This window comes from Mesorhizobium sp. CNPSo 4688 (assembly GCF_057784295.1).
Genome location: NZ_JBWLUY010000003.1, coordinates 206,550 through 220,924, shown reverse-complemented (window position 1 = coordinate 220,924; position 14,375 = coordinate 206,550). Strand labels below are relative to the sequence as shown.

Annotated in this window: 14 protein-coding genes and 1 tRNA gene; 8 read left to right on the top strand and 7 right to left on the bottom strand. The window is 64.0% G+C overall.

The genetic code is table 11. The features are described 5' to 3' along the window. Positions 1–85 precede the first annotated feature (85 nt). Positions 86–1,048 carry a sugar-binding protein gene (locus AC04SH_RS06665; RefSeq protein ID WP_477232125.1) on the bottom strand — a complete coding sequence of 321 codons (963 nt, stop codon included), beginning with the start codon at positions 1,046–1,048 and terminating at the stop codon, positions 86–88. Positions 1,049–1,632: 584 nt separating this feature from the next. On the opposite strand from AC04SH_RS06665, the gene AC04SH_RS06660 reads away from it, so the two are divergent. After that, complete coding sequence (locus AC04SH_RS06660) at positions 1,633–2,745, top strand: LacI family DNA-binding transcriptional regulator (protein WP_488574425.1); 1,113 nt, start codon at positions 1,633–1,635, stop codon at positions 2,743–2,745. 88 nt (positions 2,746–2,833) lie between these two features. Here the strand turns inward: AC04SH_RS06660 and AC04SH_RS06655 are convergent, their stop codons facing one another. Continuing rightward, positions 2,834–3,154, bottom strand: coding sequence for a twin-arginine translocation signal domain-containing protein (locus tag AC04SH_RS06655; protein WP_488574424.1), 321 nt, complete (start codon positions 3,152–3,154; stop codon positions 2,834–2,836). 180 nt (positions 3,155–3,334) lie between these two features. On the opposite strand from AC04SH_RS06655, the gene AC04SH_RS06650 reads away from it, so the two are divergent. Further along, positions 3,335–3,562 (top strand): hypothetical protein, encoded by a 228-nt coding sequence (locus AC04SH_RS06650; protein WP_488574423.1) that lies wholly within the window; start codon positions 3,335–3,337, stop codon positions 3,560–3,562. Between the two features lie 21 nt (positions 3,563–3,583). Here the strand turns inward: AC04SH_RS06650 and AC04SH_RS06645 are convergent, their stop codons facing one another. Beyond that, complete coding sequence (locus tag AC04SH_RS06645; protein WP_488574626.1) at positions 3,584–4,501, bottom strand: LysR substrate-binding domain-containing protein; 918 nt, start codon at positions 4,499–4,501, stop codon at positions 3,584–3,586. A gap of 87 nt (positions 4,502–4,588) precedes the next feature. On the opposite strand from AC04SH_RS06645, the gene AC04SH_RS06640 reads away from it, so the two are divergent. Beyond that, entirely contained in the window at positions 4,589–5,290 is a 702-nt protein-coding gene (locus AC04SH_RS06640) for a haloacid dehalogenase type II (RefSeq protein ID WP_488574422.1), read from the top strand. Between the two features lie 47 nt (positions 5,291–5,337). Here AC04SH_RS06640 and AC04SH_RS06635 read toward each other — a convergent pair. Together AC04SH_RS06635 and AC04SH_RS06630 are read right to left on the bottom strand one after the other, a co-directional pair. Continuing rightward, positions 5,338–5,414, bottom strand: a tRNA-Arg gene (locus AC04SH_RS06635). Positions 5,415–5,817: 403 nt separating this feature from the next. Further along, complete coding sequence (locus AC04SH_RS06630; protein WP_488574421.1) at positions 5,818–6,732, bottom strand: DUF1003 domain-containing protein; 915 nt, start codon at positions 6,730–6,732, stop codon at positions 5,818–5,820. 288 nt (positions 6,733–7,020) lie between these two features. On the opposite strand from AC04SH_RS06630, the gene AC04SH_RS06625 reads away from it, so the two are divergent. Then, positions 7,021–7,470, top strand: coding sequence for a universal stress protein (locus AC04SH_RS06625; RefSeq protein ID WP_488574420.1), 450 nt, complete (start codon positions 7,021–7,023; stop codon positions 7,468–7,470). A gap of 224 nt (positions 7,471–7,694) precedes the next feature. Here the strand turns inward: AC04SH_RS06625 and AC04SH_RS06620 are convergent, their stop codons facing one another. After that, entirely contained in the window at positions 7,695–8,663 is a 969-nt protein-coding gene (locus tag AC04SH_RS06620; RefSeq protein ID WP_488574419.1) for a D-alanyl-D-alanine carboxypeptidase family protein, read from the bottom strand. 185 nt (positions 8,664–8,848) lie between these two features. Here AC04SH_RS06620 and AC04SH_RS06615 point away from each other — a divergent pair, with 185 nt between their 5' ends. The 4 genes from AC04SH_RS06615 to AC04SH_RS06600 all read left to right on the top strand — a co-directional run bounded on the left by AC04SH_RS06615 (position 8,849) and on the right by AC04SH_RS06600 (position 13,526). Continuing rightward, positions 8,849–10,663 (top strand): methyl-accepting chemotaxis protein, encoded by a 1,815-nt coding sequence (locus AC04SH_RS06615; RefSeq protein ID WP_488574418.1) that lies wholly within the window; start codon positions 8,849–8,851, stop codon positions 10,661–10,663. Positions 10,664–11,021: 358 nt separating this feature from the next. Then, entirely contained in the window at positions 11,022–12,113 is a 1,092-nt protein-coding gene (locus tag AC04SH_RS06610; protein WP_488574417.1) for a hypothetical protein, read from the top strand. Between the two features lie 356 nt (positions 12,114–12,469). Then, complete coding sequence (locus tag AC04SH_RS06605; protein WP_488574416.1) at positions 12,470–13,090, top strand: nucleoside triphosphate hydrolase; 621 nt, start codon at positions 12,470–12,472, stop codon at positions 13,088–13,090. A gap of 85 nt (positions 13,091–13,175) precedes the next feature. Further along, positions 13,176–13,526, top strand: a complete 351-nt coding sequence (locus tag AC04SH_RS06600; RefSeq protein WP_112559977.1) for a hypothetical protein — start codon at positions 13,176–13,178, stop codon at positions 13,524–13,526. A gap of 9 nt (positions 13,527–13,535) precedes the next feature. Here AC04SH_RS06600 and AC04SH_RS06595 read toward each other — a convergent pair whose 3' ends face one another. Beyond that, positions 13,536–14,240, bottom strand: coding sequence for a glutathione S-transferase family protein (locus tag AC04SH_RS06595; protein WP_488574415.1), 705 nt, complete (start codon positions 14,238–14,240; stop codon positions 13,536–13,538). Between the last annotated feature and the right edge of the window lie 135 nt (positions 14,241–14,375).

Genomic DNA, 14,375 nt, shown 5'->3' with positions numbered 1-14,375 from the left:
TCAGCAGACTGACGGGCCTTCGCCCGCCCGTCAACACGATCGCCGGCCCAAGGCAAGCCTTGAGCCGGCGTAACTGCTCGTGGCCTCAGTTTCCGGACATCGCCTTCAGATTGGCCGCATAGGCGTCGACATCGTCTTTGCCGATGATCTTGGTCGGGATGATGATCAGGCCGCCCTCCGGAATGCCGGATTTGTCGCCCTTGAGATAGGCGGCCATCAGCTTCATGCCCTGATAGGCCCATTCGAAGGGCTGCTGCACGACGGTCGCCGCCACCGTGCCTTCCTTGACGCCGCCCAGCGTGATCGGATCGTCATCGAAACCGACGACGGTGATCGAGCCGAGCTTGCCGGCATCGCGCAGCGCTTCATAGATGCGCGGCGTGTTGTAGGAGTAGAAGCCGACCATGCAGGTGATGTCGGGGCTGGCGACCAGCGCGTCCTCGACATTCTTCTTGGCGCGCGCCTGGTCGATATCGTCGCCGCGCACGTCGACGAGTTCGATCTTAGTGCCGGCCAAGCCGTCCTTCATGCCCTGGATGCGTTCCTTGGCATTGTCGGCGCCGAGCAGGCCGACGAAGCCTAGGCACTTGCCGCCGTCCGGCATCGCCTTCTTGGCGATCTCGGCGGCCTGCTTGCCGGCATCGACATTGGACGAGCCGATATAGGCGACGCGCTTGGTCTGCGGGGCGTCAGAGTCTGTGGTGAAAAGCGCCGTTTGAGAGGCGATCTTGTTCAGCCCGTCGGTCGAGGTCTTGGGGTCGACGGCCGAGACCATGATGGCCTTGACGCCGGCGGTCACCAGATCGTCCATCAGCCGTTGCTGGATGGCGACCGACGACTGCTCGGGATATTTGAGTTCGAGATTGTAGTCGGGCAGCTCGCCCTGCGCCTTCTTGACGCCGGCTTCTGCCGCCTTCCAGAAGTCGGACGCGCCGTTGACGACGAAGGCCAGCGTCGGCTTGTCGTCGGCGCGCGCAATGGCTGTCGCCGTCAGGCCAAGCAGCAGGGCCGCCGTGGCTACGGATGCATGTCGTATCAAGGATTTCATGTTCAACCTCCCGTTTTGGCTCAGTCGTCGGACTGAACCGATCTTGCATTCACTGAATTGCCGCTTGCGATTTGGACGCCCTCCTCCTCAGGGTTCCCGGCACTGAAAGAATGGCGTCGTTCCAGTCGCGATCACGGACTTTAGAGACTCATCCCATGCTCGTAAATAGTCTGATTTGTCGGACATATCACATGTCCGAGACAGAGCTTGCCGAGGCAATCTCCGCTCACCATCAGGTTGTTCACTGCACTTTCTGCCACGCTAGCCATAAACGAGCTGGGCGCGACCGATTGACGTTACAGCGCATTTTTGTATTAGTAAACAGTATTAGTTGAGGGTCTCGTGCCAAGGCTTGGCGGTGGCCCTGGGGCTAGTTTGCCGAGCGCGTGTCGCATCAGCTGCACCCAAGTGGATGCCTTGCAACCCATGAGTTTCACGAGTACGGAGCGGCATGGCGGAGGAACTTCAAAGCTGCTAATAATCATAAACGCCTTCGACCATTTCCATTAGTTGACGGCGCCGCACCATCTTGTCGGCCCGACAGGCCGCCGCTAGACAGGCTGGGGATTGGGGACACGAATGCCATGAGCGAGACGAGGGATCCGGCCAGCGACACGGCGAAGCGGCGCAAGGCGCCGGCGAGAGCCACCAAAGGCGGTCGTGTCACCATGACGGATATTGCAAGGGCTGCCGGCTGCTCGCAGGCGACCGTCTCCTTCGTGCTCAACAATTCGCCCGGCATCAGGCTGTCGCAGCAGACGCGCGAGCGGGTAATCGATGCCGCGCGCGCGCTCGGCTACACCGCACCCGCCTTCTCGGCGCTGCGCAAACCGGTTCCCGCTTTCGAGGGGCTTGATGGCGTCATCGGTTTCGCCGTCGACCAGCTGGCGACCAGTCCGGAAGCCGTCGTCGCCATCGAGGGCGCGCGCCAGGCGTCGTGGAATGCCGGCAATGTCTTGCTTGTGGCGCAGACCATGGGCGACGCTGTCATGGAGCCGCGCGCCATTGCGGCCCTCACCAAGCGCGGCATCTCGGCGCTGATCTACATGACCATCTTCACCCGCGAGATCACGGCGCCCGACTTCCTTTACGGCCTCGATATCCCGGTCATCCTGCTCAACTGCTACACGTCCGACTATGCCTTCCCGGCCGTGGTGCCTTCCGAGATCGCCGGCGGCCAGAGCTCGACCCGGCATCTGATCGGCCACGGCCACCGCCGCATCGCCACCATCACCGGCGAGCCGTGGATGCAGGCTGCGCAGGACCGGCTGAAGGGCTATAGAAGGGCGCTCGCCACCGCCGATATCCCGTTCGATCCGGAGCTGGTGGTCGAAGGCGACTGGTCGGCAAGTGCGGGCTATGCCGCGACCGTCAAGCTCTTGGCGCTCAAAGACCGCCCGACCGCCATCTTCTGCCAGAACGACCGCACGGCCATCGGCTGTTACGAAGCGCTGAAGGAGGCGGGCCTGCACATTCCGCAGGACATTTCGGTGGTCGGCTATGACGACGAGGAAATCGCCCGCCATCTGTTCCCGCCGCTGACGACGTCGATCCTGCCGCACATGGCGATGGGCCAGTGGGCGATCGAGCAACTCGAAGTGCCGCCGCCTCCCGGCCGCGGCCGCTATCCCATCACCAAGCTCGAATGCCCGCTGGTCGAGCGAGACTCCGTGGCGGCGGTGGCTGGTCAAGCCTGACGTGCTCATCCCGATGCAAATCGGGATGGGCACGTGCCGTATCTGTGCCCCAGAGAAGGATTATCCAAACCCCGGGATCAAACTGCGGCTAGAACCGCAAGATGACATAGGAGCGCCTGCGATAGCAGCGCCTGTGCCACCGGCCATAGCGCCAGAACCTGCGGCAATGCCGTCTCCAGACGCGCCGCCTGTGGTGGCGACGGTGCCATCGCCGATGGTAGATCTGCTCGACATCGCCCGGGCCGTCGTCGTCATCGAAAGCACTGGCATCCTGCTTGTCGAGCTCATCGAGAATGCCGTTACCGACATTGGGAACCCCGGCCATAGCCTCGAGCGGCCGAACCGTAGTAGCAAGCGCCGCGGCCCCCGCAACGCCGAACAATGCTGTCAAGAATGATCGCCGATCCATCAAAACCTCCATCAGAGGATAAGGCTAACATCAGCCAGATAGAGCGGCTGATACAAAAGGCCATAGGGGCAATTTGGCCGACACAAAGGGTGGTTAACGCCTCGCCCCGTGGCCTGCTGGCTGTCTTAGTCTGTTCATCCGGCTGACCTAGAAATGGAAGGCCTGAACAGGGAGTGTGCCATGCCAGCCGAAGATCTCGATCAGCTCCAGAACGCCTACAAGGCCGCGGTGGAAGAATGGATAGAAGCGATCAGGCAGGAAGCGGAGCTGGCCTCCGTCAACCATTCGGTCGCCGAGGTCGACACATGGGAAGCAGCGCATTTCAAGGAAGACGAGGTGCGCGACAAGGTCCTCGACCTGAAGGCGAAATACGAAGACGCCCTGCGCAAGGAGCTGTTCGGGTTTTAATTCCGGGTGACTGCGCAACCGTCAGCGCACGGCCGCAACCGGGCGCCGCGCTTCCTTCGGCCGGACGATAGAGCCGTGCAGAATGCAACCGATGTTTGCCACCAGAAACTCGGCCAGCTCGCGTGCCGGCGCCTCCAGGCGATGTGATAGCGCGATCAGCGCAAGCTCGGATGGCGGCTGTTCCGCAAAACCGTCGTCGGCGCTCAGCAGGCGGTGCTCGGGAAGCACCGCATCCACCGGCAGCAGGCTGATGCCCAGCCCTGATGCCACCGCCGCCTGCACGCCGATCAGCCCCTGGCTTGTATAGGCGATGCGCCACATCCGCCCCGTCGCCTCGATCGCGCGCGTCGCCCTTTGCCGGTAGATGCAGCCTTGCGGAAACATGGCGAGCGGCACGGGGTCGGCGTCGAGCGCACCGGACGGGCCGGCTACCCAGGCGAGCTTCTCCTCCCAGCGCCCCAGGCAAGGCGCGTCGCCAGGTTCGCGCTTGATCAGCGCCAGATCGATCTCGCCATTGTCGAGCAGGCGCCGCAGCTCGAAACTCCAGCCGCTGACGGTGTCGAGCCGCAGGTGCGGCGACGCCCTGGAAAATCCCGACAGCAGGTCGATCAGCCGCCGGCCGGCAAAATCTTCCGGCACGCCGAGCCGCACCGTCTTCGGCGCCGCGGGCTGCCGCAAGGCCGCTTCCGCCTCGGCCGAGATCGACAGCAGCCGGCGCGCGTAGCCGAGCAGCACTTCGCCCTCTTCGGTAACCTGCACGCCGCCCGGCGCGCGCTCGCGCACCAGCAGGCTGTGGCCGACGCTGTCCTCCAGTCGCTTGATCTGCTGGCTGATGGTCGATTGCGTCAGGTGAACGCGCTCCGCCGCACGCGTAAAACCGCCGGTTTCGACCACGGCGACGAAGCTGCGCAACAGATCGAGATCCAGCTCCATTCGAATTCCCACTTGATCCTATCGCAACATTTAATTTTCAAATGACTGAAATCGCTGCCAGTGTCCAGCCAACTTTCCCCGAGGTTTCTCCAAATGGCATTGACCGGGCCGCGCCCGACCTGGCTGACATTCGATTGCTACGGAACGCTGATCCAGTGGGACGAAGGCCTGATGGCGGCGATGGAAACGATCCTCGCACGCAAGGGCCGCAAGATCGAAGCGGAAAGCTTCATCCCCGTCTATGACCGGCACGAGCACGAGCTCGAGCAAGCCAGACCGCATCTCTCCTTCGCCGACGTCACCGCAAAGGCCTTGCGGCTGGCGCTGCACGATTTCTCGCTGGAAGCCGCGGCCGATGACGCGGAACTGCTGACCTCCTCGATCGGCAAGATGCCGCCTTTTCTTGAAGTGGTCGCAACGCTGCGCCGGCTAAAGGATGCCGGCTTCAGGTTGGCGATCATTTCCAACACCGATGACGCCATCATCGCCGGCAACGTCGCGCAGCTCGGCGGCTCGATCGACCGGGTCATCACCGCCGAGCAGGCGCAGGCCTACAAGCCGTCGCGGCAGATTTTCGAACATGCCTGGCGAACCCTTGGCGTGACCAGGGACGAGCTGGTGCACATCTGCGCCAGCCCGCATCTCGACCTGGCCGCCGCGCGCGATCTCAAATTCCGCGCCGTATGGGTCGACCGCGGCACCGGCCGCCGCCCGCCGCCCGACTACCAGCCGGACGCGATCGCCCACGGGCTGGATGAGGTATCAGGCTTTTTCGAAGCGGCAGGCTGGCTTTAGTCCCGGTAGGCTCGCGCACGAGGCGCGTCACCTGCGAGGTGGAGGGTTGGCGCACCCGACAGGATTCGAACCTGTGACCTCTGCCTTCGGAGGGCAGCGCTCTATCCAGCTGAGCTACGGGTGCCTTCAGGGAACCTGAAAACGAACCAGCCGATAGGCCGGCCAGCCACGGCTTCTTAGCGGAAGCCGCGCCGGGCTTCAACGGGCAATTGGACTGCCTCTTCAGCCAAAGGTCACAGGTTCCAGTCCTCTCAGGATCCAACCGATGGTTTCGAGAGGCCGGAAGGTCCGCAAGCCGGAAAACGAAAAACCCGCCTCGGCGGCGGGTCCTGGGCGCAAATCAGCACTATCTCCGAAACAATAGCACAATTGCCCTCACCGGGCAATCGACCGCGAGCGCCCATCGCAAGTTCCCAGCCCTTCCGGCGCCCTTCAAAAGGTCCGCGAGACCTCCGCCCGAAGGCGGCGCTTTCACCGCTCGTCATTCGAAAACCCAGGCAATTGGCTTTTCGTTCGCTGCGCGGACCTCACCCCGCCGCCTCCACCTTCGCCACCCGCCTGCGCACCCTGCCTGGCGTCCGCTTCGCCTTCTTCGCCCCCGTCAGCTCGTGCATGGCATCCAGCTGCATCTGCTGCATTTCGGCCAGCCGCGTCCATTGGCGCGAGATCAGGTAGTCGAGCTTTTCGTGCAGGTGGCGCACTTCCAGCTCGGCTTTCAGGTTCACCCGGTAGTCGTTGAAGGAGCGCAGGCGGTCCTTGGCCTCCGTCCGTCTCTGGCTCATCATGATGATCGGCGCCTGGATGGCGGCGATGCAGGAGAGCAGCAGGTTGAGCAGGATGAACGGGTAGGGGTCGAAGGCGCTCTGCAAGCCCTCGAGCAGGTTGATGCCGATCCAGACCAGCAGCACGCTGGCGAACGAGATCAGGAACCACCAGCTGCCGCCGAAGGCCGCCATATTGTCGGAGACGCGGTCGGCGAACGACCTGTGCTCCTCGAACTCCTCTTCCGAGTTTTCCGAAATCGTGTCCTGCCTGGCGATCGATTCGACCACCTGGCGGTCGAGCTCAGAGAATTCGCCATGCTCCTGCTGCAGCAACTCCTCCATGTAGCGCATGCGGTAGCGGCCGAGCTCCTCGCGGCTGATGCGGGCGCCGCGCGGCAGGTCGGGATGGTCGGAGCGGATGCGGTCGGCAAGGCTCGGCCTGAGATCGTCGATGCGCACCAGGTCGCGCTTGCGGAACTTTTTACCTGATATCGCCGACGGTTTTCGCTTCGGCTTCAGGCGGCCATGACCGGTGGGTTCGGAGTCCGGCACCTCGGGCGCTTCGAGCGCCTCGTCGGCAACCAGCTCGGCTTCGTGGGCGGGCGGCGCCTCGAAATACTCGCCGCCGCTGTCGTTTTCGCTGTCGGCCTGCTCGGATGGTTTTGGGACGGTGCTCATGATGCCGGCTCCTGCTGTCGCGCTGTCGGTCACGTTACGTCAAGCCGGCGCGGCATAGCCACTGTTGCGGTGAAGATTGGCGGTCTGTGCAAGCGCTTGTGATGACTGGGTCGCCAGCGCGCGCGCCGGCTGGCGCCATGGTCATCGCCGGCTGGCCTCATCATGGCCCTGTGGTGCGCCGGGCCGGGCGCTTATATCCAGATCAGTCCTGACGATGTCGCATGGAGCGCCGGGGTCGGGCTGCTGCCATCAGGGGCATTGGATCGCCCCGCAACAGGGGTTGTCGTCATGTACAAACATGTCCTGATCGCCACCGACGGTTCGGAACTCGCTGCCAAGGGCGTCGCCCACGGCCTCGAACTGGCCAAGGGCCTCGGCGCCGCTGTCACCTTCGTCAACGTCTCCGAGCCGTTCCCGGCGCTGGCATGGGGCGGCGCCATGGCTGGCTATGTCGCCGGCGAAGAGCTGGTCAATTACGAGGAAAACGCCCGCAAATTCGGCCGTGAGGTGCTGGACAAGTGCAAGGCCCGGGCCGACGCGCTCGGCGTGCCTGCAAAGACCCTGCACATCGAGAACAGGACGCCGGCAGAGGCCATCCTCGACGTCTCCCGCTCCGAGGCCTGCGACCTCATCGTCATGGCCTCGCATGGCCGCCGCGGACTGGGCAGGCTGGTGCTGGGCAGCCAGACCGCGGAAGTCGTGTCGCTGACGGAGATCCCGGTTCTGGTGGTGCGGTAGGGGCGAGCAGAGACAGGCAGCGATCCTTCACGACCCCCCTCTGTCCTGCCGGACATCTCCCCCTCAAGGGGGGAGATCAGATGTCACAATGGCTTTCGCCAACCACGAAAAGAAGGCGAGACGCCGAAGCTGCTAATCTCCCCACTTGAGGGGGAGATGGCCGGCAGGCCAGAGGGGGGTGCTGTCCCGCCGGCGTCTCAGGGTTTCTCCACCGCGACGACACGCTACTGCGGCTGCAAACCAGGCAGACCAGGAAGCGACGAGCCAGGTGGCGGCAGGCCGGGAAGCGGCGACGCGGCCGGCTGGCCTCCTGCAAACATCAGCCGCGTCTTGGTATCGGCCATCGCTGGCGACAGGCTGCGCTGGATCAGCGCTTCGACATGGTCGTTGCGCTGCCTGGCGCTGTCGGCGCCCATCACCACCACGACCAGCTTGCGGCCGTCGGCATTGTAAGAGGTAACGATATTGTAGCCGGAGGCCCTGATATAGCCGGTCTTGATGCCGTCGACGCCGCGCACCCGTCCCAGCATGTCGTTATGGCCGCGCACAAGCCGCCCACGGAACATGAAATCGCTTTCGGAGAAATAGTGGAACTGTTGCGGGAAGCGGGCGCGCAGCGCCATGCCGAGCGTCGCCATGTCGCGCGCCGTCGTGTGCTGGCCGGCGTCGGGCAGGCCGGATGCGTTGCGGAAGACGGTGCTGCTCATGCCGATCTGGCGCGCCTTCGATGTCATCATGGCGGCGAACTGGTCTTCCGAGCCGCCAAGATATTCGCCCACCGCCACCGCCACGTCATTGGCCGATTTGACCACGATCGCCCGGATCGCCGAATCGACATCGATGCTCTCGCCGCGCCTGAAGCGCAGCTTGGTCGGCGGCTGCCGGGCCGCATTGTCGGAAACCGGGATCTGCGTTTCCTTGCTGATGCGGCCGGACTCCAACGCCTCGAACAGCAGATAGAGCGTCATCATCTTGGTCAGCGATGCTGGATAGCGCTGCGCCGTCGAACTGACCTCGAACAGGGTCTTGCCTGTGCCGGCATCGACGACGATGGCCGCATATTTCTCCTGCGGCGCTGGTACCGCCAGCACGCTGTCGGGCGGTGCTGTGGTGCTGCAGCCGGCAACGAAGACGAGCAGCAGGATGGCTGCGACAAATCTTTGGGCGAGGGAGGGGAAGTGGAAATCGGGCAAGGCAAGTCCGGCGTTGCTGAGAGGGCCGGAACCTAGCCTAACCCGAATGCCGCGTCCATTTGGTTAACGGCGAAGCCTGGTTTTCCTCGCGTTCATCCCGCCCCGAAATCGCCTGTTTCCTGTCCTGTTTTGCCGGCGGGGTTGCGCTGCTACACTGCGCGCGGCAATTGCTTTGGGGGTTTGACATGACGACCGGTGACATCGGCGCGGCTGCGCCATCTCTTATCAGGGCTTCGCTCAGCCGCACCGGCAAATGGGCCGGCAGCGTCGCCTTCATCGGCGGAGCGGCCTCCGACATTCTCAATCCGCTGGCGCCGTTCGCTGCCTATATCGCGCTGGTCGCCTCGGTCGCCGCCGCCATCATCGCCATCGCCATCGTGCTCAGGCTGGTGCTGGCCGCCAAGGCGCTGCCGGCGCTGATCTTCGCCACCAGCGCTGCCGCCGTCGCCGGCGGCGTCTATGGCCTGCAGCAGCAGACCAATTCGCAGAACGGGATCATCGCCGGCCTGGTGCCGGCCATAGCCCAGCTGCAGCAGCAGATGGGCATCGTCTCGGCCCGGGTGGCCAGGATCGAGCAGACGGTCACGCAGACGAAGCAGACGGTCGACCAGGTCAAGCAGTCGACCGACGCGGTGGCGAAAAAGACCGAAGAGATCGCCTCCAATCAGCAGCAGCAGACCGAGCAGGGCGCGCAGACGCAAAAGACCGTCGATCAGGTCAAGCAGACCACCGAAACGCTCGCCGCCGGCCAGCAGAAGCAGGCCGAGCAGGCCGACAAGCTGCAGGCGACCACCGAACAGATCGCTGCCTCCATCGACACCATCGCCAAGGGCTTTGCCGCACTCGCGGCGCAAGGCGGAGCGATTGCCGAACCGAAGCGGCCGGACGAATTCTACCACAATGCCCGCGTCTACGAGCTGTCCGGCGATATGCTCAATGCGCGCCGCTCCTATCTCGCCTTCGCCGGCTTCGACGTCGACGCCGTCGATCCCTACACCCGCTTTGCCACGCTGCTGCGCGTGCAGGACGGCAAGGCGGGCGCCCGCGAAGTGTTCGGCCAGCTAGCCGACAAGGCCAAGGCGCTGTCGATAAAGCTGGTCCACATCTTGCAGTTCGACGATGCCCAGCGTCTCGACAAGCTCAACGCCTTCATCGCGGCCAATCCGGATTTCGCACCGGCCTACTACCTCTTGGCGCAGGAGTTTTCCGAGGATCGTCTCGGCGTCCAGTCACTGTCCGACAAGCGCAGCGAGGCCGAGGCGCTGACCAAGTTCGTCTCCTACGAAAAGGATGGCGGGTTGCTCAAATATTTCGTCGACCAGAGGGAGCTCGCCGATTGGCTCGACCACAGCCGCAGCCGGCTGACGGCCCTTGGCGACGTGCTCGACCCCGCCCGTTTTGCCCCGTCGCTGACGCCGATGCGCTCCAATGCCGGCTGGACAATTTCCATCTCGCTGCCCGAGGCGGCGACCGGCATTTCCTGGCGCCTGGGTGAAACAGGTCCGTTCACCGACACCGGGCTGATGGCGATGAACGACCAGCGCACCGGCAAGCCGATGCCCAATCCGAGCTTCGAATTGCCCGACAGCACCGCGGCCACCATCATCGGGGTAAAATATCTCGATCTCAGGGGCCGCGAGACCGGGCCGTTCAACATAAGTTTCGATCCGGAAGCCGCACTCCAGCAGGGCAACAAGCAGATCCTCGACCAGTTCTGGACCTCGTGGATCGCCTTCGACGCCAGCGGCAATCACGGCCTGGTCTATTTCTCGCAGATGCTGTCATACCGTTGCGGCATCAAGGAGGTGCGCTACAGCCTGAACGGCACCGCGCTCGACAAGGAGATCAAGCTGCCGCCTTGCGACAAGAAGGACCCCTACGCCATCCCTTATGACTATCAGCCCTACTTCAAGGTCGCCGACAGCGTGACGTCGATGGCGGTGCAGGTCACCTACACCGACGGCACCAAGTCGCCGGTCAGGGAATACAAGCGGCAATAGGGGCAGGGCAGGTCTTGGTCCAGTATGTCTTGCCGTTCCGACCGTTTGCGCCGCCCCTCATTGCCCTGCCGGGCATTTCTCCCCGTATAGTGACGGGGAGAAAGGGGCTGGCCGCAACGCCGGCGCCCTTCTTGCAGCGCTGGTGATTGGCGAAAGTCGCGACGAAAGCGCCCCTCTCCCCGTCACTATACGGGGAGAGGATGCCGGTAGGCAGGTGAGGGGCGGCGCTGACCTTCGATAAGTTGGCCACCTTCGATGATGGCAGCGAACTGGTCTGATGCAAAATGCCGGAAGCTGCGCTTGCGCAAGCCGCGCGGAGCGGGTTTGTTCGCTGCCATCAGAATCAGCGGGTGCATGGATGGATACGGTCACGATCAAGGCAAAAGGCATCTCGGTCACGCTCGACCTCAGCGTCGGCCATATCGCCGACATGACGGTCGACGGCGATGGCCGCCAGCTGAAACCGCTGCACCGCGCGCCCTGGGTCGATGCCGGCGAGGCGCTGCCGCCGGACCTGCCCGAGGGCACCGTGCGGCTGTCGGGCGATTTCCTCTGCGCGCCTTTTTCGGTCAGCGACATCGAGGCCGCACCCTTGCATGGCTGGCCGGCCAACAGCGGCTGGGATGTCGTCTCCAGTCAGGCGACATCCGATGGCTGGCGCGCCGCCTTCCGGCTGCGCCGCACGGTCATGGGCGCCACGATCGACAAGATCTTCACGCTCCGCGACGGCCATCCCTTCCTCTACCAGGAACATATCTTTTCCGGCGGCTCGGGTGCGGTTTCCGCCGCCCATCATCCGATGACGGCGATGCGCGACGGCGGCCGGCTGGCCTTTTCGCCGAAACGCTTCGCCGCAACGCTGGACTCACCGCTGGAACCCGATCCGGCCCGCGGCCGCTTCAAGCTTGCCTATCCCGCGCGCTCGACCGATCTGACGCACTTTCCGGCCACCGGCGGCGGCACGCTCGATCTCACCGACTACCGCATGGCAGATCAGCGCGAGGATTTCATCACCATGCTCGAGGCCGACCACGGCGGTCCGGGCTGGACGGCGCTGGCGCGCCGGGCCGAACAGGATCTGGTGCTGGTGCTGAAGAACCCGGCCGAATTGCCGGTCACCATGCTGTGGTTCAGCAATGGCGGCCGCGACTACGCGCCGTGGAGCGGCCGCCATCGCGGCGTGCTCGGCATCGAGGACGGTCGTGCCGCCGTCGGCCATGCCGCCTCGATCGGCGACAACTGGCTGAAGCGCGAAGGCGTGGTGACCGCCTTTGCGCTCGGCGGCGAAGTCTCCTTTCGCCATGTCATCGGCGCGCTGCCGCAGGCTAGCGGCGAGCCGCCGCGCGATATCGCGACAACATCAGGTCACATGCGTCTCACCGGAGCCGATGGTTCGCCCCGCGACGTCGCCTTCGACAGCGATTTCCTGCGCATCGGCAAGCACGGCTGATTTTCGAACGCTAGCGCTGCCCCTCACCCGCCTGCCGGCATCCTCTCCCCGTATAGTGACGGGGAGAGGGGTGATGTCGCCGACGGTTTCGCTAATCTTCGACATTGCAAGAAATGCGCGAGGTCGCGGCCAGCCCCTTCTCCCCGTCACTATACGGGGAGTCGAGGAGTGGTCCGCGAAGCGGACGAAAAGCCAATTACTTGGCTTTTCGAATGACGAACTCCCGGCAGGGGGATGAGGGGCGGCGCTGACCTGGACCGTTGGCTGTTGGCCAGACGACCCAAATCCCGGTTTGAAATTTCCACCAACAGCCGCCAAGATGCGGCTGAAACCATCTGGCTGCAAAAGAGGCTCTCATGTCCGAAATCGCCCACCTCGCCGCCACCATCTTCAAGCGTGCCGGCAAGGCGAAGCGCTTCATCGTCGCCATTGCCGGCCCGCCCGGCGCCGGCAAGTCGATGCTGTCGGCCGGCCTGCATGATTTGTTGCCGGAAGGCGCCTCGGAAGTCGTGCCGATGGACGGGTTTCACTATGACGACATCGTGCTCAACCAGCGCGGCCTGCGGCCAAGAAAAGGCGCTCCCGAAACCTTCGATTTCGCCGGTTTTGAGGCGCTGTTGAAGCGCATCCGTTCGGGCGAGCCCGACATCGCCATTCCGGTGTTCGACCGCAGCATGGAATTGTCGCGCGCCGCAGCCTCTATCGTCGCCGCCGAGGCCAAGTTCATCCTGGTCGAGGGCAATTACCTGCTGCTCGACGAGGAGCCGTGGTCGCGGCTGGCGCCTTTGTTCGACTTCACCATCTTTGTCGATGTGCCGCGCGCCGAACTCGAGCGTCGCCTGCTGGAGCGCTGGCACGAACATGGCCGTTCGGACGAAGACGCACGCGCCTGGATCGCCTCCAACGACATGCCCAACATCGACCGCGTGCTTGGCCGGCGAAGGTCCGCCGACCTTGTTGTGGGCGATCCCGTTTAATTCTCAGGATTTCCGAACGGGAACCTTAAGACTTTCAGGTCGTTATCGCTGACGAGGCAACTTAGCCACAGAGGGATTTCGTCCGATGGCAACCAAAGCTAGAAAACCCGCAGCCGCCAAATCCAGGGCAACGCCAGCCAAGGCCACCCAGGCAAAAGCAGGCGCCGGCCCGGCAATTGCCGAGCGCTCCAAGGATGCAAAGCCGGCTTTCGGCAAGGCTGCGCCGAAGAAGGTAGTGCCAGGCGTAGCGGCCAAGGTGGCGGCAAAGCCTGCCAAGGCCAAGAAGCCGGCAGCCAGCGGCAGCTCGGTGGGCACCATGCGCAATGTAGCCAACGTTGCCGCCGGCGCCGTTGTCGCCACGGCCAGAGGCGCTGCATCGCTCGCCTCGTCTGTCATGGGCAGAGGCGGCTCCAAGGCCAAAGCCAAGGCAAAGTAGCTCGGCTCGTCAGCCTTTAGCTGGAATGGTGAGGCCTCGTTGCACCGCAGGCCGCGCCAGGCCGCGCTCCAGCCATGCCGCAACGGTGGGGAAATCGTCGAAGCCGACGAGTTCCCGCGCCTCGTAGAAGCCGATCAGATTGCGTACCCAGCCCAGCATCGAAATGTCGGCGATGGTAAAATCGTCATCCATGATCCAGCTGCGGCCTTTCAGCCTTGTCTCTAGCACGCCGATCAGCCGCCGCGACTCGTTACGGTAGCGATCCAGCGGCCGCTTGTCGGCGATCTCGCGTCCGGCGAATTTGTTGAAAAAGCCGACCTGTCCGAAGATCGGCCCGATCGCCGCCATCTGGAAGAACACCCACTGGATGGTTTCGTAGCGCCGCACCGGATCGGCCGGGATCAGCTTGCCGGTCTTGTCGGTGAGGTAGAGTAGGATGGCGCCGGATTCGAACAGGCCAAACGGCTTGCCGCCCGGGCCATTGGGATCGATGATGGCCGGAATCTTGCCGTTCGGGTTCAGCGACAGGAATTCCGGCGTCCAGCTCTGGTCCTTGCCGATGTCCACCAGATGCGCCTCGTAGGGCAGGCCGAGTTCTTCCAGCGCAATGGATATTTTCACGCCGTTCGGCGTCGTCGCTGAATAGAGCTGCAAGCGGTCGGGGTGCTTGGCCGGCCAGCGATTGGTGATCGGAAAGGCGGACAGGTCGGTCATCGAAAGCTCCGGTCGGGAATTTGGCGCTGGCGTCGCGCCGTTTGGCGGGTTGCGAAGGATTATCCGCCACGTGTTTGCCGATCAACCGGCCGGCGGTGCACACACCGTGTTTACCAACGGTTCACGGCCAGCCGC

Excerpts from the sequence above, each read along its gene's own strand:
- AC04SH_RS06610 (WP_488574417.1), top strand. The coding sequence starts at position 11,022 with ATGGATACGGTCACGATCAAGGCAAAAGGCATCTCGGTCACGCTCGAC.
- AC04SH_RS06615 (WP_488574418.1), top strand. The coding sequence starts at position 8,849 with ATGACGACCGGTGACATCGGCGCGGCTGCGCCATCTCTTATCAGGGCT.
- AC04SH_RS06625 (WP_488574420.1), top strand. The coding sequence starts at position 7,021 with ATGTACAAACATGTCCTGATCGCCACCGACGGTTCGGAACTCGCTGCC.
- AC04SH_RS06650 (WP_488574423.1), top strand. The coding sequence starts at position 3,335 with ATGCCAGCCGAAGATCTCGATCAGCTCCAGAACGCCTACAAGGCCGCG.
- AC04SH_RS06640 (WP_488574422.1), top strand. The coding sequence starts at position 4,589 with ATGGCATTGACCGGGCCGCGCCCGACCTGGCTGACATTCGATTGCTAC.
- AC04SH_RS06660 (WP_488574425.1), top strand. The coding sequence starts at position 1,633 with ATGAGCGAGACGAGGGATCCGGCCAGCGACACGGCGAAGCGGCGCAAG.
- AC04SH_RS06665 (WP_477232125.1), bottom strand. The coding sequence starts at position 1,048 with ATGAAATCCTTGATACGACATGCATCCGTAGCCACGGCGGCCCTGCTG.
- AC04SH_RS06600 (WP_112559977.1), top strand. The coding sequence starts at position 13,176 with ATGGCAACCAAAGCTAGAAAACCCGCAGCCGCCAAATCCAGGGCAACG.
- AC04SH_RS06655 (WP_488574424.1), bottom strand. The coding sequence starts at position 3,154 with ATGGATCGGCGATCATTCTTGACAGCATTGTTCGGCGTTGCGGGGGCC.
- AC04SH_RS06630 (WP_488574421.1), bottom strand. The coding sequence starts at position 6,732 with ATGAGCACCGTCCCAAAACCATCCGAGCAGGCCGACAGCGAAAACGAC.
- AC04SH_RS06605 (WP_488574416.1), top strand. The coding sequence starts at position 12,470 with ATGTCCGAAATCGCCCACCTCGCCGCCACCATCTTCAAGCGTGCCGGC.
- AC04SH_RS06595 (WP_488574415.1), bottom strand. The coding sequence starts at position 14,240 with ATGACCGACCTGTCCGCCTTTCCGATCACCAATCGCTGGCCGGCCAAG.